This is a genomic window from Acidobacteriota bacterium (assembly GCA_026707545.1).
GTDB lineage: Bacteria > Acidobacteriota > Thermoanaerobaculia > Multivoradales > Multivoraceae > Multivorans.
Genome location: JAPOWR010000001.1, coordinates 1575289 through 1595286 on the forward strand (window position 1 = coordinate 1575289; position 19998 = coordinate 1595286).

Here is a 19998-nt window from a genome sequence, read left to right on the forward strand (position 1 = left end):
AGCAGCGAGCCCGTGACGACCACCGACTCCCTCACGGTAACCGCCGACCCGCCCAAACCGGCGCCCGTCCGCGCCGGCGAGCGCATCGCGGCGCTCGACGTTCTGCGGGGCTTTGCCGTGCTCGGCATCCTCGTGATGAACGTGCAGAGCTACTCGATGATCACGGCGGCGTACTTCAATCCCACGGCGAACGACAAGGGCGTAGGAATCGACTTCGCCGTGTGGCTGGCGTCCCACGTGTTCTTCGACACGAAGTTCATGTCGATCTTCTCGATGTTGTTCGGCGCCGGCATGGCTCTGATGGCCGAACGGGCCGCCGCCCGCAACGCGTCGGCTACCGGCGTCCACTACCGGCGGCAGTTCTGGCTGCTGGTCCTCGGTCTCGCCCACGCCCACCTCATCTGGTACGGCGACATCCTGGTGCCGTACGCGCTGTGCGGCTTCATCCTGTACAGCCTTCGCAACCTGAAGCCGAAGAGGCTCCTGATCGCTGGCTTCGCCATGACCGCCGTCACGCCGCTCATCTTCCTGTTTACCGCGTGGTCGATGCAGTACTGGCCTCCCGAGGTACTTGACGCAATGAAGCCGGGCTGGGCGCCAACGGCGGCTGCAGCGGAGGCCGAGATCGCGACCTACCGATCCGGCTGGCTCACCCAAATGCCTTTGCGCATCGGCGCTGCCCTGAGCCTGGAGACGTTCGTCTTTCTCATCGTGTTCCTCTGGCGCAGCGGCGGGTTGATGCTGGTCGGCATGGGCCTCTACAAGCTCGGCGTGCTGTCCGCGAAGCGGTCTTCCGAGTTCTACCGGCGCATGGCGCTCGCAGGATTCGGACTCGGGATGCCGATCGTCATCGCCGGCGTCGTCTACAACACGCACCACGACTTCGCCTTCGAGCACTCCCAGTTCCAGGGGCAGACGTTCAACTACGTCGGCTCGCTCGGCGTCTTCCTCGGCTACGTCGCTCTGGTCATGCTGGCGGTTCAGCTGGGCTGGCTGCCAGGCCTCCAGCGGCGCCTGACGGCGGCGGGCCGGATGGCCTTCACCAACTACATCAGCCAGAGCGTGATCTGCACCCTGATCTTCTACGGCCACGGCCTCGGCCTGTACGAGCGCGTCGACCGCCTCGGCCAGCTCGGCATCGTGGTCGGAATCTGGATTCTGCAACTCATCTGGTCGCCGTGGTGGCTGGCCCGCTTCCGCTTCGGTCCACTGGAGTGGCTGTGGCGATCTCTCACCTACATGAAGTTCCAATCCATGGCGGCGCGCTCGCCCGCCTGATTCCCACCAAGGAGGAGCCTGTCATCATGCGACACCTTTCCACCGCTACGTTCACCTTCTTCACTGTGGCCCTGCTGGCCACAGGAGGCGCCATGGCCCAAATCGCACCGGAACCCGAACAGATCCAGGAACTCCTCGAGGGACCGGCCGAGGGGCCGGTCGTCATGGTCAACCTGCTGCGGTTCAAGAAGGAGGCCGACGCCCCCGACGAGGGCCTCACGGGCGAACAGGCCTACGGCAGATACGGCGCCCAGATGGTCCAGTGGGTCACCTCCCAGGGCGCCCGTCTGATCTGGTCCGGCCAGGTCGATTCGATGGTGATCGGCGACACGGACGAGTACTTCCACGCGATCGCCCTGATGGAGTACCCCTCGCGGGCCGAGTTCCTCCGCATCATCGGCGACCCGCGCGTCGCCGAGTACTCGGTCCACCGCACCGCGGGGCTCGATATGCAGTGGCTGATCGCGACGACGACGACGTTCGAACTCGGCCAGGCCACAGCGAACGAGGACTCGGACGACTGAGCTACACTCGCGCGGCTCAAACCACCGCAGCTACCACCACCGATTCCCCTGAGGTGAAGGAGATCCCGGATATGCGTTCGAAGAACCTGGCGGCGACGCTGACGGCCGCCGTTGTCCTCGCGGCCTTCACAGCGATCGCCGTATCGCCCGCTGCCGCCTCCGAGCACGAAGAGCCTGTCGGCAACCTGGCCGAACTGATGCGCGCCATCCTGTTCCCGAACTCCAACTTCCTGTTCGACGTCCAGACGACGGATCCCGGTACCCCGCCCGAGCCGGGCAGCGAGGACGACCGCTCAGCGTCGGCCCTCTTCTCCGGCATCTACACCGGCTGGCAGGTGCCGCAGCAGGCGGCACTGGCGCTGGCCGAGGTCGAGCCGCTGATCATGAACGCCGACCGCAAGTGCGAGAACGGCAGGGACGCTCCGGTCGCCAACGAGGACTACCAGAAGTGGGCCAGGCAGTTGACCGAGGTTGCCAAGCAGATCTACGCCGCGGCGCACGAGGAGGATCGGGAGAGAGTCAGCGATCTGACGAACAACCTCGCTGGCGCCTGCGAGGACTGTCACGCGGTCTACCGCAAGTACCAGGACCGCTGCCGCAGGTAGCGCTGACGCGGCGCCGGAGAGCCTCTATCCCGCCGGCAGCCGGACAGGCATTCGAATCTCATGCGTAGCGCCTTCGAGTGGGTCGACGCGCTTCCCAGCAGCATCGCGCTGCGGGAGTCCCTGAACGCGTACCCGACCATGCTGACGATCCACGTCGTCAGCATGTGCCTGTTTGCCGGGTTGATCGCGTACTGGGACATGCGCCTGATCGGGTTCACGCTCAAGAAGGTGCCGGTATCGAACATCCCGACCCGCCTCTTCCCGTGGGCGCTGACCGGTTACGGCATCAATCTGATCACCGGGGCATTGCTGCTCTACAGCCAGCCGATGCGCTACTACGGCAACTTCTACTTCTGGGCCAAGATGGTGCTGATGCTGATCGCCGGCATCAACATGTTCTGGTTCCACTACGCGACCTACAAGTCGGTCCAGGCGTGGGACCAAGGCCGGGAGATCCCGCTGAACGCCCGGCTGGCCGGCGTCGTGTCCCTGGTGTTGTGGGCGGCGGTGGTCGTCACGGGGCGAATGATGGCCTACAGCGGGTTGATGCCCCAGTGGTGGAACAACCTGAACATCGGCGCCTGACGAGGTAGCGGGGACCTTTTCCATGATGCAGTCCTTCTTCGAGTGGATGCAGGGCCTGCCCTTCAGCGCCTGGATGCTGGAGGAGACCTGGGCGTCGCCGATCATCCAGTGCGCTCACCTGGTCGCGCTGGTCGGCTTCGCCGGCGCCGTCCTGGTCGTCGACATGCGCCTCCTCGGCCGCGGGCTGATCAAGACGCCTCTCAACCAGCTCGCCCGCGAGCTGGACCGGTGGATGATCTGGAGTTTCGTCGCCCTGTTCGTGACCGGCGCGCCCCAGGTCCTCTCCACGGCGCTCAAGCAGTACTACAGCCCCTTCTTCTGGTGGAAGATGCAGATCATCGTCATCGGGCTGCTCTTCAACTTCACGATCCGCCGCCGGGTCGCCCTCGCCGAAGAAGGAACGCTCGGACACTGGCCAAAGGTGGTCGGCTTCCTCTCGATCGGCATCTGGACCAGCGTGTCGGTCTACGCCCGCCTGATCGGGCTGCTGTCCTGAGCACCCTTTCCAGGCTTGCTGTGGCCGTTGCGGCGCTTGCTGCACCACTCGCGAGCCCGCCCCTCCCCGGGCAGACCGGAGCCTCCGGCGACTGGCCCGCATTCGGCGGCGATCCCGGCAACACCAAGTACTCCACGCTGGACCAGATCGACCGCGACAACTTCCAGGACGTGGAGATCGCCTGGCGCTGGCGCTTGATCGCCGCGGACACGAAGGTCCCGAGCAGCGTGCGGCGCGGTCAGTTCAAGACGATCCCGATCGAGGTCGGAGGTCGCGTCTTCGTCGCCACGTCGCTCAGCCAGGTCGCTGCGATCGACGCCGGGACGGGCGACACGCTCTGGACCTACGACCCGGAGAGCTGGCGCGCCGGCCGCCCGGCGAACGAAGGCTTCCAGCACCGGGGAGTCGCCTACTGGACGGACGGAGAGCGGGAGCGGGTACTCCTTCCAACCCACCACCGCCGGTTGGTCTCGCTCGACGCCGCAACCGGAAAGCCCGATCCCGACTACGGCGGCGGCGGCACGCCGCCGGTGCTCGTCGCCCTGGCGCTGCCCCGAGAGGAATCCGGATCATGAAGTTCGTCGCCCTGGTGGCTTCTGCCTGCGCGCTCGCCAGCCCGCCCGTCACAGCCCAGGCGGGCGCCACCGGCGACTGGCCGGCTTTCGGCGGGGATCCCGGCAACAGCAAGTACTCGACGCTCGACGAGATCGACCGCTCCAACTTCCAGGATGTCGAGGTCGTCTGGCGCTGGCGCTCGATCGCCGCGGACACTGAAGTCCCGCGCAGCGTCCGACGCGGCCAGTTCAAGGCGATTCCACTCGAGGTCGGCGGCCGGATCTTCGTCTCGACCTCGCTCAGCCAGGTGGCCGCGATCGACGCCGACAGCGGCGAGACGCTCTGGGCCTACGACCCGGAAAGCTGGCGCGCCGGCCGGCCGGCGAACCTCGGCTTCCACCACCGCGGAGTCGCCTGGTGGACAGACGGCGAACGCGAGCGGATCCTGATTCCGACGCACGACCGTCGGCTGGTCTCACTCGATGCCGCAACCGGAGAACCCGATCCCGACTTCGGCGACGGCGGCGCGGTCGAGATGACGCCTCATCTGGGCCGCGAGGTGATGGAGCGCCTGACGACGCACAGTTCGCCGCCGGCAGTCTGCGGCGACACGGTGATCGTCGGCTCGATCGTGGCGGACTTCGCCACTCACAGGGAAGCGCCGCCCGGCTTCGTCCGCGCCTATGACATCCCGACCGGCGACCTCGCCTGGGTCTTCCACACCATCCCGCAGAACGACGAACTCGGTGTCGAGACCTGGGAGGACGAGTCGTGGCGCTACAGCGGCAACACGAACGTCTGGTCCATGATCACGGTCGACGAGGAGGCGGGAACCGCCTACCTGCCGGTCGGCACGCCGACAAACGACCTCTACGGCGGCCACCGACTCGGCGACAATCTCTACGCCGAGAGCATCGTCGCGGTCGACTGCGAAACGGGCGAGCGCCGCTGGCACTACCAGTTCGTTCACCACGGCCTCTGGGACTACGACCCCCCGACCGCACCCAATCTGTTCGAGGCGACGGTGGAGGGCGAGCGGGTACGAGGCGTGGTCCAGGTCACGAAGCAGGCCTTCGCCTTCGTCTTCGACCGGGTGACCGGCAAGCCGGTGTGGGAGATCGAGGAGCGCGAGGTGCCGCCAAGCGACGTGCCGGGCGAGCGTGCCGCGCCAACCCAGCCCTTCCCGACCCGGCCGGCGCCCTTCGACCGCCAGGGCATCACCGAGGACGACCTGATCGACTGGACGCCCGAACTCCGCGCCGAGGCGATCGAGATCGCGGCCGACTACGACCTGGTGCCGCTCTACACGCCGCCGCGCTTCGAGGAGGCGGGCAAGCCGACGATCCAGTTGCCGGCCGACGGCGGCGGTGCGAACTGGACTGGCGCCGCGGTCGATCCCGAAACCGGGATCCTCTACGTCGTCTCGCATACCCGTGCGGCCAGCGTCTCCCTGACCAGGCCTGATCCGAACCGCTCCGACCTGAACTTCGTGCCGGATCGTTGGTACCGGACCGTCGAGGGGCCGCGTGGGCTGCCCCTGGTCAAGCCGCCGTACGGGCGGATCACGGCGATCGATCTGAACACCGGCGAACACCTCTGGATGGTCCCGCACGGCGTCGGTCCGGTGAACCATCCAGCCATCGCCGACCTCGAACTCGGCCGGCTCGGGGTCGCCACTCACACCGCGGCGCCCCTGCTTACTCCCACGCTGCTCTTCGTCACCGCGGCGGGAGAACACTCCGGCGATCCGGAAGCGAATGAACCCGACGTACCGCCCGAGATCAGCGTCTACGACAAGGCGACGGGCGAATACCTGGGCGGCATCGAGCTGCCCGGCACTCCCAACTCGAACGTGATCAGCTACGAACACGGCGGCCGGCAGTACCTCGCCGTCGCCACCGGCGGTGGCCGGTTTGGAATAGGCGGCGGCGGAACGACTCCCGAGCTCGTCGTGCTGGCGCTGCCCCGAGAGGAACCCTAGTCATGAAGCTGAAGCGCACCGTCCTTCTTGCCGTTGGAACGGCCTTGTTTCTGGCCGCCGCGACGGTCTCCCAGCCGCCGCCCCGCCGGGCCGAAGCCGCCTACGCGGTCGACGACGCCGCGCTGGTCGCGGCCGCGGGCCGCACCGGCGACTGGCTGACCTACGGCGGCACCTACAAGGAGCAGCGCTACAGCGTCCTCGACCAGATCAACGACGGCAACGTGGACCAACTCGGCATCGCCTGGGTCCAGGAGACGAACACGAAGCGGGGCCTCGAGGCCACGCCGCTGATCGTCGACGGCGTGATGTACGCGACCGGCGCCTGGAACGTGATCTACGCCCTCGACGCGGTGACCGGCGAACCGCTGTGGACCTACGACCCGGAGGTGCCGCGCTCTATTGCGATGAAGACCTGCTGCGACGCCGTGAACCGCGGCGCCGCGCTCTACCGGGGCAAGGTGATTTCCGCCACGCTCGACGGCCGTCTGATCGCCATCGACGCCGAGACCGGAGAACTCGCCTGGTCGACGATGACCGTGCCCGAGGACTCGATGTACACGATCACCGGCGCGCCGAGAATCGCCAAGGGCAAGGTGATCATCGGCAACAGCGGCGCCGAGTACGGCGTGCGCGGCTACGTCGACGCCTACGACGCCGAGACGGGCGAGCGCGCCTGGCGCTTCTACACCGTGCCCGGCAACCCGGCCGACGGCTTCGAGAACGAGGCGATGCGGATGGCCGCCGAAACCTGGACCGGCGAATGGTGGACCGGAGGCGGCGGCGGCACGGTGTGGGACTCGATCGTCTACGACCCGGAACTCGACCTGCTCTACATCGGCGTCGGCAACGGCGCGCCGTGGGACCGCAACCTGAGGAGCCCCGGCGGCGGCGACAACCTGTTCCTGTCGTCCATCGTCGCGCTCAGGCCCGACACCGGCGAGTACGTCTGGCACTACCAGACCACGCCGGGCGACACGTGGGACTACACGGCGACCCAGCCGATCATGCTCGCCGAGCTGCCGATCGGCGGCCGGGTCCGACAGGTCCTGATGCAGGCGCCGAAGAACGGCTTCTTCTACGTCCTCGATCGCCGCACCGGCGAACTGATCTCGGCCGAGGAGTTCGTCACCGTCACCTGGGCCAGCCACGTCGACCTGGCCAGCGGCCGGCCGGTCGAGCTCGCCGGCGCCCGCTACACCGACCAGACCGTCAACGTATCGCCGGGGCCCCTCGGCGGCCACAACTGGCATCCGATGGCGTTCAGCCCGAAGACCGGCCTCGTCTACATCCCGGCGATGGAGATGGGGAACTTCTACGTTCCGGACCCGAACTACCAGTACACCCCCGGACAGTGGAACCTGGGTGTCCGGGCGGCGGCCCCCGAGGACATCCCGCAGGCAATCGTCGACGCCACCGGCCTTTCGGGCCAGATGCTGGCCGAAGACGCGCCGCCGGCCCTGCTCTCGGGCCACCTGCTAGCCTGGGATCCGGTCGCCCAGCGGGAGGTCTGGCGGGCGCAGTACACGATGCCCTGGTCGGGCGGCGTGCTTGCCACGGCCGGTAACCTCGTCTTTCAGGGCACGCCTTTCGGCCAGCTGACCGCGTATCGAGCCGATGACGGCGAGAAGCTCTGGGAGAGCTACACCGGCAGCGGCGTCATCGCGCCGCCGATCACCTTCGAGTCCGGCGGCACCCAGCACATCGCCGTCATGTCCGGCTGGGGCGGCGCCTTCGGCATCGTCGGCAGCCGCTCCGCCCGGCAGGCGGTCGAGTCCGAAGGCCGGATCGTCGTCTATGCCCTCGGCGCCACCGGCCGGCCGATCGAGCGACAGGAGCGGCGCGAGATCCGGGTCACTCGCGTCGACCACGGTGCCTCGACCGAAGACATCGATGCCGGGCGCCGCCTGTTCAACCAGTACTGCCTCGTCTGCCACGGCTACGGCGCCGTCTCCGGCGGCGTCACCCCGGACCTGCGACAGTCGTCACAGCGGGTCTTCGACTCCTACGAGGCCGCCCTGCTCGAGGGGGCCCTGGTCGACCTCGGCATGCCCAGCTTCGCACCGGTCCTCGACCACGACGACGTCGCCCTGATCAAGGCCTACGTCCTCCACCGTCGCAACATGCTCGCCGACGAGCAGGCCGCGGTGGCCCCCTGACTACGACGTCACGCCGAAGACCGGCAGCGCCGGGAACTCGCCCTTGAGGACGGCGGAGGCATCGTCCATCCCCATCCAGCCCTCGATCATCGACGCGTAGACCCGCCGGAAGTCGGTCGTCATCTTCAGGTTGCCGTCGTCGAGGTCGGTGAGGCTCGGGGTATCGCCGTAGAAGCCGCCGGCGACGCCCTTGCCGGCGATGAACATCGGGCCGGCGGTGCCGTGGTCGGTGCCGAGGCTCGCGTTCTCCTCCACCCGCCGGCCGAACTCGGTGAACATGAGAACCGCCACGTCGTCGGCGCGGCCAATCCGGTCGACGTCGCGCAGGAAGCCCGCGACCGCGTCGGACATGTACGTCAGCAGGCGGGCGTGGGTGTCGGCCTGGTGGACGTGGGTGTCGAACGAGTTGCCGCGGAAGCTCACGTAGTAGATGCGGGTGGGCAGCTCGGCCTCGATCAGGGCCGCGACCTTGCGCAGGTCGGCGCCGAGGCCACCGATGCCGTAGTCGACCGGCGTGCGGTAGCCGGACCAGGCGTCGCGCACGAGCGCCGCGCTGGAAGCGGCGTTGGCCGCCGTACCGCGCAGAAAGTCGAGGGCGTCGTTGCCGCTCGCCTCGTCCGTGCCGAACTGGCCGAGCGCCTGTTTCTCGCCCGGCGTGCCCTGGCGCCGGAGGCGGCCCGGGTCGTCGAACACCAGCGGCGAGTGCCGGGCCGCGCGCACCGCCAGGGACTGCGAGCTGGCCACGTTGACAATGTAGTTGGGCGTGCCGTCCGGGCCGTGATCGTCGGCGAGACGGCCGAGCCAGCCGAGCGCCTCGCCGCCGTTCGGCACGCCCGTGTGCCAGAAACCCATCGACGAGAAGTGGGACAGGCTCGGGTTCGGATAGCCGCAGCCCTCGACGACCGCCAGGTTCCCGTCCTTGTACAGGCCCTCCATGCCGACGAGCGACGGGTGAAACCCCGCCTCCCCGGTGAGCGCGATCGCCCGTTTCCGGCGGATGCCCAGGTTCGGGCGTACCCGGTAGTACTCGTCGTTCCGGAACGGGATGACCGTGTTCAGCCCGTCGTTGCCGCCGGAGAGTTCCACCACGACCAGGATGCGTCCCGACGCGTCGGAGATCCCGGACCGCAGTTCCTCGAGCGCGAGCGCGGCGGACGTGCGGCCGAGAACCGCCGGAAGACCGGCGGCGACGCCGAGTCCAAGAAGGCCGCGGTGCAGGAAGTCGCGCCTCGAACAGCCGCAGGGAAGTCGTTCAGCCATAGGAAACTCCTCTATCCCAACTGATACTCGGGCGAACTGAAGACGAGGTAGAGCGTCGAGCGTAGCGCTTGCTCGACTTTCTCCGACGCGCCCGGGTCTTGCGCCTCCAGGCCCGTCGACTCCAGCTCGCGCTCGAGGTGCCGAACCAGGGTCGCGCGCCCTCGGCCCGTCAGCGGAACGCGCAGGAACCGGTGCAGAAGGTGGTCGACCGCTCCCTCGGCGTCGGTGGCGCCGGCCGCCAGCACCATGGCCCGCAGGTCGACGTCGAGGACATGACGCGGCACGAGTTTGACCCGCTCGTAGGCCACCACGTAGCCGCGATAGCCGCCGTAGCGGGTGTTGTACTCCTCATCCGCGTCGGCCAGCGTGTTCGACGCGGCGTCGCCCTGCTTCGTCGCCGCCGTGATCGTCATCCCCCGCGCCAGCCGCTCGCCGACCTGGCGGTAGATCCCGGGCATCCGCCGGTCCGGATGACCGAACTCCTCGAGCGCGGACGGAAAGAGGACCGAGCGCATCGCGTTGCCGCGCTCGAGCAACGTCGCCGGCGTGATCCAGGTGCGTCCGCCCGCCCAACCGGCGACGTTCGGCGGATACAGCAGTTGCTGGCCCAGACGGCCCGCGAGGCTGTTCATGTCGGGCACAGTGGGCGCCCTCGGCACGCCGAGCTTGCGGTAGGTCGAGACGAACAGCGCGACCGGACTCTTGATCTGTGTGGCGACCGACGGCGGACTGTAGAAGTCCCGCGACGACAGGAGCGTCCGCAGCAGCGCCTTCAGTTCGTATCCGGACTCGCGCAGCCGGCGGCCCAGTTCGACCTGGAGCACAGGGTCGAGCTCCTCCCGCACCAGGTAGCGGTAGACCTTGCCGGCGATGAACTCGCCGGTCGCCGGCTGCTCGAGGATGATGTCGAGCACCTCCTCGCCGCCCAGGTTCCCCTCGCGCCCCAGGAAGGTCTTCGGGCCGTCGTCGTGGAGTTCGGCGTCGAACCGGTAGTCGAGGACGTCATTCGTCCAGCCGGTGAAAGCCCGCGACGCCTCCCGGATGTCCTGCTCGGTGTAGTTGCCGACCCCCATCGTGAACAGCTCGAGCAGCTCGCGGCCGAAGTTCTCGTTCGGGTGGTCCTTCACGTTCTCCCGGTTGTCGAGGTAGACCAGCATCGCCGGATCGCGCATCACCGCGAGCACCAGACTCTTGAAGTCCGCCGTGGCATGACGGCGGAGCGTCCGGTTCTGCAGGTGCATCTTCCGCGCGTCGCGGACCTTGACTTCCGAGGTCGCGAAGTGGTCGTGCCAGAAGAGGGTCATCTTCTCTTCGAGCGGCCTCGGGGTCACCACCATCCGGTCGGCCCACCACAGCGCCAGCCGCCGCGTCTCCAGCACGTTGCTGCGAAGCCCGTAGAAGAACTTGTCGACGACCGGCTGGATCGGCCGCGACGAATCCTCCGGAAGGACGTCGACACCGAGGGAACGTCCGTGGCGCCGCGCCCGCCGCACCGCCGCCGCCCGGCTGGGCGGGAACGGGTCCATGCCCGGATCCCAGATCCCGGACTCGTCGAACGGCGCAAGCGCCGAGTCGTCGATCGCCTCGTAGTCCACGAGCCGGGCGACCGCGCCCTCCAGTCCGAGCGCGACGAGTTCGTCGATCTCCGCCGGCGTGCCGCCGAAACCCGCCCGTTCCAGCAGGTGCGCCGCCTGCTCGTAGCCGAAGTCCGATTCGGCCAGCGGCGCCAGATCTCCGACCCAGGCGTGGCCGGTCGAATCGACCGGCGCCGTGATGGCGGCTACAGGCAGGACGATGCAGCAGGCGATCGCCGCCGCCGCGCATCTTCCCGGATGAACGCGATGCTTCAAGGTCGCCGCCGATGATAGCGCCTGGGCGCCCGGCAGCAGGCCGGAAATCTCAGGAATGGCCGCGCGACAGCAGGTTCTCCACCGGCTGGTACAGCTCCTCCAGGTAGGCGACGTCCTCCGCGTCGAGTTCGATCGTCGTCGCCTCGACGAGCTGCTCGATCTGGGAGATCTTCGACACCCCGACGACGGGCGACGTGACCTCCGGCTTGTTCACCAGCCAGGCCAGCGAGATCTGCGCCGGCGTGCGGCCGTACTTCCCGGCCACTTCGACCACCCGGTCGGCGATGTCGAAGGTGGCGGCGCCACCGTAGAGCATCTCGGTGCGCACCCTGTCGCCGCCCTTCGAGCGGTCCGTGCCGCCCTCGTCGAAGCTGCCCCGGTAGGAGCCCGTCAGGATCCCGCGCGCCAGCGGCGACCAGGGCGTCAGCGCCACGCCGGTCCGGGCGCAGTACGGGTTCATCTCCCGCTCTTCCTCGCGGTACACGAGGTTGTAGTGGTTCTGCATCGACACGAACTCGGTCCAGCCGTTCCGCTGCGCCGTCATCTGGAGCTCCGTGAACTGCCACGCGAACATGGACGAAGCGCCCAGGTAGAGCGCCTTGCCCGCCTTGACCACGTCGTGCAGCGCCTCCAGCGTCTCCTCGATCGGCGCCTGGACCTGGCCGGGAATGCCGTGCGGGTGCCGATGGATGATCAACTGATCGATGTAGTCGAGGCCCAGCCGCTGCAGGCAGCCGTCGACCCCCTCCATGATGTGCTTCCGGGACAGCCCGCCCTGGTTCGGCGATCGGCCCATCGGCATGGACACCTTGGTCGCGATCACGTACTCGTCGCGCGGCAGCAGTTCGCGCAACAGAGCGCCGACCACCCGCTCGCAGGCGCCGATGCCGTAGATGTCCGCGCAGTCGAAGTAGAACAGGCCGCGCTCGATGGCGGCCTGGAAGATCGGCCGCGAGGTGTCGATGTCGAGCGTCCAGTCGCCCTGGTGACCCCTGCCCGGCTCGCCGAAGTTCATCGTTCCCAGGCACAACTCGGACACCCGGAGTCCGCACTTCTCGCCCAACTGGACCACCTTCAACACGTTGCCGCCTCCTTCCGTTCGAGCGGGCGATGATAGCGACCGGCGGCTATGCTGCCGGCCCTACTCCACAAGGGAAGCCAAGAGATGAAGCCGAACACCGCGTTGCTCGGCGCGCTGGCAGCCGTGCCGCTGACCGCGGCACTCGCCGCCCAGAACGCCGACACCTACTCGCCCGCGGCCGCCGTGGACCACCCCACCCAGGTGTTCTGGGGCGATACCCACGTCCACACCAGCTTCTCCTCGGGCGACGCGAACATGGTCGGGACGAACGACGCGGACCCGAGCATCGCCTACCGGTTCGCGCGCGGCGAGGTGGTCGAAGGGCGAAACGGCATGCCGGTCCGCCTACGCCGTCCTCTCGACTTCCTGGTCATCGCCGACCACGCCGAGAACCTGGGCGTCAGCTTCAGCGTCCAGTCCGGGGACCCGGCCCTGCTGGCCGAGGAGATCGGCCGGCAGCTTCGCGAAGCCTGGCTCGAGGTGCGCGAGCACCTGGGCACCGACGCCGAGCGGCGGGCATTCAACAGCCAGGTCAGCGCCACCGGCCGCGCCCTCGGAGCGCCCTACCGGCAAACGGTCTGGCAGCGCGTCGCCGCCCTCGCCGACCAGTACAACGAGCCCGGCCGCTTCACCGCCTTCGCCGGCTACGAGTGGACCTCGATCGGCTCCTACCGGCAGACCTTCGGCAACCTCCACCGGGTCGTCGTCTTCCGCGACGACTACTCGAAGACCGGCACGATCGTCCCCTTCAGCGCATTCGACAGCCGGAACCCGGAGGACCTGTGGCGCTTCCTGGACCGCTACGAACAGACGACCGGCGGCCAGGTGCTGGCGATCCCCCACAACGGCAACATGAGCAACGGCGAGATGTTCGGCTTGGAGAACTTCGGTGGCGAAGCCCTGACCGCGGCATACGCCCGCACCCGGCAACGCTGGGAGCCCCTCTACGAGGTAACCCAGATCAAGGGCGACAGCGAGACCCACCCCGTGCTCTCCCCCACCGACGAGTTCGCGGACTTCGAGACCTGGAGCAGTTGGGCCGGTCAAACCACCGACCCGGGCGACCATCCCTGCTGCCGGCAGACGTGGAGCCCCGAGAGCATGGGCGCGCTCAAGGAGGGCGAGTACGCGCGGTCCGGCCTGAAGCGCGGGCTCAAGCTCTGGGCGGACCTGGGCGTCAACCCGTTCAAGTTCGGGCTGATCGGCAGCACCGACGCCCATACTTCGCTCGCAACCGCCGACAGCGACGACTTCTGGGGCAAGTACTCGTCGACCTTCCCCTCGCCGACCCGCATGCTCGAGCCCATGGTCGGCGCCTGGCCGTCGCCGCTCAACTGGGAGACGTCGGCTTCCGGCTACGCCGCGGTGTGGGCCGAGCGGAACACGCGCGAGGCGATCTTCGCCGCGATGAAGCGGCGCGAGGTCTACGCCAGCACGGGGCCGCGGATCGTCGTCCGTTTCTTCGGCGGCTGGGAGTTCGAGGACGGCGACGCCGACCGCTCAGACGCCGCCTCGATCGGCTACTCGCGCGGCGTGCCGATGGGCGGCGATCTTCCGCCGCGGCCAGCCGCCGATCGGAGTCCCGTCTTCCTGGTCGGCGCCCTCAGAGACCCGGACGGCGCCAACCTCGACCGGATCCAGATCGTCAAGGGCTGGATGGACAGAGACGGCGCGCTCCACGAGCAGGTCCACGAGGTCGCCCTCTCCGACGGCCGCGAGGTCGGTCCGGACGGCAAGGCGCCGGCCGTCGGCTCCACCGTCGACGTCGAGAACGCGTCCTGGGAGAACACGATCGGCGCCGTGGAACTGACCGCCATCTGGCGCGACCCGGACTTCGACTCCACCGAGGCGGCCTTCTACTACGCACGCGTGATCGAGATCCCGACACCCCGCTGGACCGCCTACGACGCGAAGTACTTCGAAGTCGAGGATCTACCGGAGGAGATCCCCATGGTCACCCAGCAGCGCGCCTATACGTCGCCGATCTGGTACACGCCGGAGTAGGAAGCCGCGTCGCACGGGAAGGCCTTGAGATCGAACTGCGTCTCGAAGGGTGAGCCCTCCAGGTTCCGGTACGTTCTCGCGACGCCGGACTCGCTGTCCGTGACCGTGATCCCGACGCCGACATCGGTCAGACCGCCCATCAGCACCCATCGATGCTGATTGATGCCGCAACCGTCGAGGACCTTGACCACGAGCTCGATGTTGTCCGGGCTGAAGAACCAGAACATGCCCGTGTCGGGCGTGCGGGGAATCGCCGTGCCGACACCTTTCTTTTCGCCGGCCTGCCAGTTCGCGCGGACTTCGAATCGTGCGTCCTGGAGACAGAGCGACGTCTCGCCGGCGGCACAGGTCGTGCTTGCCTGAAACTGGCCGCCGACCGGGCGCGCCGGTCGCCAGGGCGGCACGGCCTGGGCGACCGGTTCCCAGTCCCGGGGCGCCGGCCGGGCCTGGCTCGCCGTACCGGATTCAGAATCGCAGGTGTCGAACGCCTCGGTGTCCCCTATCGGCTCGAAGAGCGTCCCTAGAGGGTTCGTCCACGTCTTCCGCGTCCCGTTCCTCCGGTCGCGAACCGTCGTCGTCACGTCGACATCCGTCAAGCCGGCCGCGAAGACCCAGTAACGGCCGTTGATCGCACAGCCGTCCAGCACCTTGACGACCATCTCGATGTTCGCGGGTTCGAAGAACCAGAAGTCACCGCTCTCGGCGGTCAGCTCGTAGGCAATGCCGCGGCCGGTCCTGCCGTCGGACGTGCGCCAGTCGACCTGGACGTCGAAGTGCCCAACACATAGGACATCGTCGTCGCTGCACTCGGCAACGTCCGGCGGCTCGGGGTCAGGCTCGGGGTCAGGGTCGGGGTCGGGATCAGGGTCGGGGTCGGGATCAGGGTCGGGGTCAGGGTCCGGCTCGGGCGCCCCGGCCTCGCACGGCGACGGGTTCGCCGGCGGTTTGGCGTTCGGCGTCAGGTACACGACCAGGCCGTCGTGGTCCGAGGCGAAGAGCACGTTCGTCGCATCGTTCTCATCGTTCTCCGCGGCGTCCGCGTTGCCGCGCGCGAACTGCACGTCTACGACGTGCCGTTCCAGCGACTGGTTCACGAGCGCGTGGTCCAGGACCTGGGCGTTGCCGTCAAAGACGAACGAGTACTTCTCGGCGGCCAGCACACGGTCGATCAGGTTGCACAGGTCCCTGGTGACGAGGTCCGGGCCCGAAGTCAGGTTCTCGTCCGGCGTGATCCGACCCCTGATCTGTCCCACGACATCGACGTAGCCGTCGGCGAACTGGAACGCGTTGAAGTCGCCCACGACGATCGCGTTCGCGTCCTGAAGCGACTCGACAAGGCGAGCCACGGACTGCGCCTGCTCGAGGCGCTTGGTGCGGACCCATTCCCCACGGGCAGCGTCGTCGACGTCGATCAGCGAGCGGTTGTGGATCGCCACCACCGAGAATTCCAGGCCGCCCGCCGTCGCCTCGAGCACGAGGGGCGGCCGATCGTGAAGCCTGTCGGCGCTCCCGTCCCGGGGATCGATGAACGTCTCGCTCCGGCCGTACTCGGTCACCCGGCCGACCGTCACTCCGGAGCGCACCAGGAAACCCACGGACTGGGAGCTCCCCGACGCCTCGACATGGGCCGTGTAGCGCACGTTCGAGTCATCGCTGCGGATGCGGTCGGCGAGGTTCTGGAGCGCGGTCCGGCCGTGCGCCTCCTGCACGGCGACGATGTCGGGCGAACGGAGCACCTCGCGCAAGAGGCGCGACAACTTCGCCAGCTTGGTCGCGCCCGCGCCCGCGCGCAGATTCAGGAGATTCTGCGAGGCCACCGTGATCTCGCCAGGTGACTTGGCGCGCACCGCGCGCGGTAGTGGCGTGGCCGCGGACCGGATCGTCAGTTCGGTCGGCCAGATCTCGTAGCCGCGGAACTCGTAGCCGAGCACGCCGGTGGCCGCGAATGTGGTTCCTGGAACCCAGGAGACGTTCGGCAAACCGAGCTTGTCGGGATCCAGTTCGAACACCTCGGGATTCCCGTCCCAGACCGGCAGACCCGGCCGGCCCGGATACTCGATACCGGGCTCCCGGAAGCCGCGCGACGTCGGCGTGATGTACATCTCGGCGACCGGGTCGGAGTTGAAGTGCTGGCTGCCGCTGGACACCGTCCCGTTAGCGATGCGGATACGCATGCCCTCATAGCACTCGTACTCCACCGCGCAGCTCGGGCGTGCGGGGTCCGGGGACGGTCGAGAGCCGTTGAACTCCACCGGCGCCGGCAACGGCTGGTTGCTGCCGTCGACCGTCACGGAACCTCCGGTCACCGTGGCGTCAATCAATGTGAGGCCGTAGGCCGGCGCATCACTCCCGTCCCGGACCACCCCCGTCACGTCGACCTGGTCACCTACGTTGACGGCCGGCGATCCGCTGCCCAGAACGAAGATTCCGTCCGACGTGTCGGGATCGTTGTCGCTACGGGTGGACGGAGTCTGGATGAAGAAGCCCTCGTCCCCGACCGCGGTAACGACGTTGTCGTTCGTCGTCACCGTAGCGTCCACCCGGGGGCTGGACGGCCCGCGGCCCTGGATCTCAAAAATCTCGTACACCACCCCCTGCGCGAGGCTCGCCCCCGGGAAAGCCGCCACGACCGCGAAGCCGACCGTCAGGCAAGGCGCTAGGTGTCCGAAGCTGGCAAACCTCTCCTTCCAGCCGTTCTTCGGCGTGCAGACGGGCCCAGGCCTCGCGTGCTTCCCCGGCACCAGGGAATGCTAGCCGGGGGGCGCCTGGTCTCCGCTCAGGCTGTTGAGAATCTCACGCGCCCGGGGGTGATCCGGGTCGATTTCGAGCGCCTTTTCCAACTGCCGCAGACCCTCTTCGGCGCGCCCCGTCTTGATGTAGGCGATGGTGAGCAGGGCGTATGCGTCCGCGCGGTTCGGGTCGATCTCGACTGCCCGCTCCAGCGCCTCGGCGGCCTCGCGGTTGCGATCGGCGAGACCGTAGAGCACGCCGAGGTTGAGGTGGGCGTCGTAGGAGTCGGGGTCGAGCCGTAGCACTTCAAGGTAGATGCGCTCCGCGGCCCGATGGTCGCCGTCAGCCAAGCGTTGGTTCGCGGTTCGGATCATCGACTGCGTATCTCGCACCAGAGCCAGGATCGCCTGCATCATCGGATCCGGGAGACTGGACACCTCCGCCTCGGTCAGACCGTCCAGCAACTCGTTGGCGCGTGCGTCGTTGCCGAGCTGGCGCTCAGTCATCGCCAGCAGATAGCGAGTTTCGCGATGTTGCGGATCCACCGTTAGGGACAGGCGAAGGTGTTCGGCGGCGGCCTCCGGGCGGCCTCGGCGCCGCGCCGTCTTGCCAAGCCCGAGTTCGCCCCAGGGAGCGTCCGGCGCCGCCGACCGCGCGGCCCGGAACGCCCACTCAGCACCGTCCAAGTCGCCGGCCGCCAGCAGCGCGTTGCCGAGCCGTACCCGCGCCGCCCAGTAAGAGGGGCGCAGCTCCAGGACGCGCTCGAAGTACCGCGCCGCCTCCTCCTGGGCGCCACCGCCGGCAGCGAGAAAGCCGAGGTAGTACGGCCATTCCGCCGTCTCCGGATCGAGTTCCGCCGCCTGCTCGTAGCAACGACGGGCCTGGTCGAGATAGCGGTGCGCCTGGTAGAGGCGACCCAGCGCTCCGACTGCGGCCCCGCTCAACGGGTCGCGTTCCACGGCAGCCAGCGCGTCGCGGACCGCGGTGGCGAAGCCGGTGTCGAGTTCGTGCAGGTTGGGAATGCGGGGGATCGGATCCTGAGCGACCGATGCCCGTGGCGGCGGTTCAGCGCACCCAGTCGCGAACGCGGCCAGCATGACCACCAGGGAAGAGACAAACCAGCGCCGCCAAGGATCACCGAGCGTCACGGCAAACTCCCTCCGCCGGTGCGGTGCCGCCAGGCGCGAGCAACCGCAGGACGCTGTTCACCGGCACGCCCGACCGTTCGGTGACTCCGCCGTGCGACCAGTCCACCCTGATGTGATCGACGCCCTGAATGTCGCCGAACGCGAAGTGAACTCGGGGATCGTTGGCAGCGGCGAAGCTCTGCGCCGGCCGCACGTCCCGGGTCCAGCTTCTGCCTCCCCCCCGGACGGTGACGCGCGAACCGATGGCGGAACGGTCGAGGATGCCGCCGCCGCAGAGGTCGACGATCAGCCAGGGCGCGGCGTTCCCCACTTCGTTGCGAAGCTGCCGTGCCGGCCCCTCGTTGTTCACCACGACGATGTCGACATCGCCGTCGTTGTCGAGATCGCCGAACGCCGCGCCACGGCTCACCTCAAGCGGCTCCAGGGCCGCACCGGCCCGGCCCGAAACGTCCTCGTAACGCCCGGAGGGCGTGCCGCGCAACAACTGGTTCGGCTCGCGGTAATCGAAGGCGGCGGTATCTCCCGGCGTCACCTTGCCGTTGGCGATGAACAGGTCGAGGATGCCATCGCCGTCGTAGTCGAACCAGGAAGTGCCGAAGCCCGTGTACGGCTGGCTTACGCCGCCGAGACGCAGTTCGTCCGTTTCGTCGAGGAAGAACCCGCCGCCGTCGTTGCGGTAGAAGGTGTTCGTCTCCCCGCTCAGGTGGGTTAGGAACAGGTCGAGGTCGCCGTCGCCATCCGGGTCGGCGACGGCGATGCCCATGCCCGCTTCGGGCTGGCCGAGCTCGTTGAGCGCCGCCCCGCGTGACAGGGCGTCCTCCCCGAACGTACCGTCGCCCCGGTTCAGCCACAGGTGGTTCTCCGCCTGGTCGTTCGCCACGTAGAGATCGACGAGGTCGTCGCCGTCGAAGTCCGCCGCGACGACCCCCAAGCCCGGCCCGACAACCGAGCGGATACCGGCAACCTCACTCACGTCGGTGAACCGGCCGCCGCCGTCGTTGCGGTACAGGGTGTCCGGGGCCGGCGGGTACTCCGCCGGATTGCAGTAGTTGCGGAGGCCGTTGGGCCCCAGGCAGGGGCGCTCCCGGCCGGCGCTCCAGACGACGTAGTTTGCGACGAAGAGGTCCAGGTCCAGGTCGCCGTCGTAGTCGAAGAACACGCTGCTGGAAGACCAGGCCGGGTCGCCGACGCCGGCGCGCTCGGTCACGTCCTCGAATGCACCGTCGCCCAGGTTGCGGTAGAGCCTGTTCGGGCCGACGTTCGTCACGTAGAGATCGACCAGGCCGTCCCGGTCGTAGTCGCCCGCGGTCGCGCCGGCACCGTAGCCCGTGTCGCCGACGCCAGCGACGTCCGTCACGTCCTCGAACGTGCCGTCGCCCAGGTTGCGATAGAGGCGGTTGCCGGGCCGGTCCGCGGCCGGGCTCATGCTCCCGGCCGACCCGGGAACCGGACCGCTCTGGACCAGGTAGACGTCGAGCAGTCCGTCGTCGTCGATGTCGAGCAGTGCTACACCTCCCACCAGGAGTTCCGGGTAGTTGTACTCGCCGGTCGCACCGCTCTGATGGATGAAGTCCAGGCCCGCTTCGGTCGCGCGCTCGACGAAGATCGGCGGCGGCGGCCGAGCCACCGTCGACACCTCCGCGCCGCCGTCCGCTTCGGCGCACGCCAGGAAGGCCACGGCCGAGCTGACCGAGAAGAAGACGAAGCAACCTCGCATGTCCGAAACAGACACTATCCGCGCCCGC

At 68.4% G+C, this 19998-nt stretch carries 15 protein-coding genes; 9 read left to right on the forward strand and 6 right to left on the reverse strand.

What is annotated here, in order from left to right:
* Positions 1-12 precede the first annotated feature (12 nt).
* From OXG83_06295 to OXG83_06330, 8 genes are all read left to right on the forward strand, one after another.
* Positions 13-1278 carry a DUF418 domain-containing protein gene (locus OXG83_06295; protein ID MCY3964626.1) on the forward strand — a complete coding sequence of 422 codons (1266 nt, stop codon included), beginning with the start codon at positions 13-15 and terminating at the stop codon, positions 1276-1278.
* A 26-nt stretch (positions 1279-1304) separates the two neighbouring features.
* Positions 1305-1802 carry a DUF1330 domain-containing protein gene (locus OXG83_06300; protein MCY3964627.1) on the forward strand — a complete coding sequence of 166 codons (498 nt, stop codon included), beginning with the start codon at positions 1305-1307 and terminating at the stop codon, positions 1800-1802.
* Between the two features lie 71 nt (positions 1803-1873).
* Positions 1874-2407, forward strand: coding sequence for a cytochrome c (locus tag OXG83_06305; GenBank protein ID MCY3964628.1), 534 nt, complete (start codon positions 1874-1876; stop codon positions 2405-2407).
* A gap of 60 nt (positions 2408-2467) precedes the next feature.
* A complete protein-coding gene (locus tag OXG83_06310; protein ID MCY3964629.1) occupies positions 2468-2992 on the forward strand; it encodes a hypothetical protein in 525 nt (174 codons plus the stop codon).
* 22 nt (positions 2993-3014) lie between these two features.
* Positions 3015-3488: a hypothetical protein gene (locus OXG83_06315; GenBank protein ID MCY3964630.1), complete on the forward strand. Its 474-nt coding sequence runs from the start codon at positions 3015-3017 to the stop codon at positions 3486-3488.
* A 20-nt stretch (positions 3489-3508) separates the two neighbouring features.
* Positions 3509-4063 carry a PQQ-binding-like beta-propeller repeat protein gene (locus tag OXG83_06320; protein ID MCY3964631.1) on the forward strand — a complete coding sequence of 185 codons (555 nt, stop codon included), beginning with the start codon at positions 3509-3511 and terminating at the stop codon, positions 4061-4063.
* A complete protein-coding gene (locus OXG83_06325; protein MCY3964632.1) occupies positions 4060-6024 on the forward strand; it encodes a PQQ-binding-like beta-propeller repeat protein in 1965 nt (654 codons plus the stop codon). Before OXG83_06320 ends, OXG83_06325 begins: the two co-directional genes overlap by 4 nt.
* Before the next feature lie 2 nt (positions 6025-6026).
* A complete protein-coding gene (locus tag OXG83_06330; GenBank protein MCY3964633.1) occupies positions 6027-8180 on the forward strand; it encodes a PQQ-dependent dehydrogenase, methanol/ethanol family in 2154 nt (717 codons plus the stop codon).
* Here the strand turns inward: OXG83_06330 and OXG83_06335 are convergent, their stop codons facing one another.
* Genes OXG83_06335 through OXG83_06345 form a run of 3 tightly spaced genes read right to left on the reverse strand, consistent with a single transcriptional unit; the run spans position 8181 to position 12368 of the window.
* The gene (locus tag OXG83_06335) at positions 8181-9440 is read right to left on the reverse strand and encodes a DUF1501 domain-containing protein (protein MCY3964634.1); all 1260 of its coding nucleotides are present in this window, start codon (positions 9438-9440) and stop codon (positions 8181-8183) included.
* 11 nt (positions 9441-9451) lie between these two features.
* Positions 9452-11290, reverse strand: coding sequence for a DUF1800 domain-containing protein (locus tag OXG83_06340; protein MCY3964635.1), 1839 nt, complete (start codon positions 11288-11290; stop codon positions 9452-9454).
* A gap of 49 nt (positions 11291-11339) precedes the next feature.
* Positions 11340-12368 (reverse strand): aldo/keto reductase, encoded by a 1029-nt coding sequence (locus tag OXG83_06345; GenBank protein ID MCY3964636.1) that lies wholly within the window; start codon positions 12366-12368, stop codon positions 11340-11342.
* A gap of 87 nt (positions 12369-12455) precedes the next feature.
* Between OXG83_06345 and OXG83_06350 the strand changes: the two genes are divergently transcribed.
* Positions 12456-14375 carry a DUF3604 domain-containing protein gene (locus OXG83_06350; protein MCY3964637.1) on the forward strand — a complete coding sequence of 640 codons (1920 nt, stop codon included), beginning with the start codon at positions 12456-12458 and terminating at the stop codon, positions 14373-14375.
* Here OXG83_06350 and OXG83_06355 read toward each other — a convergent pair.
* From OXG83_06355 to OXG83_06365, 3 genes are all read right to left on the reverse strand, one after another.
* The gene (locus OXG83_06355) at positions 14342-16903 is read right to left on the reverse strand and encodes an endonuclease/exonuclease/phosphatase family protein (GenBank protein MCY3964638.1); all 2562 of its coding nucleotides are present in this window, start codon (positions 16901-16903) and stop codon (positions 14342-14344) included. The two genes, OXG83_06350 and OXG83_06355, sit on opposite strands and share 34 nt — an antisense overlap.
* A gap of 222 nt (positions 16904-17125) precedes the next feature.
* The gene (locus tag OXG83_06360) at positions 17126-18253 is read right to left on the reverse strand and encodes a tetratricopeptide repeat protein (protein ID MCY3964639.1); all 1128 of its coding nucleotides are present in this window, start codon (positions 18251-18253) and stop codon (positions 17126-17128) included.
* Complete coding sequence (locus OXG83_06365) at positions 18240-19970, reverse strand: CRTAC1 family protein (GenBank protein MCY3964640.1); 1731 nt, start codon at positions 19968-19970, stop codon at positions 18240-18242. The genes OXG83_06360 and OXG83_06365 overlap by 14 nt, the downstream gene beginning before the upstream one ends.
* Between the last annotated feature and the right edge of the window lie 28 nt (positions 19971-19998).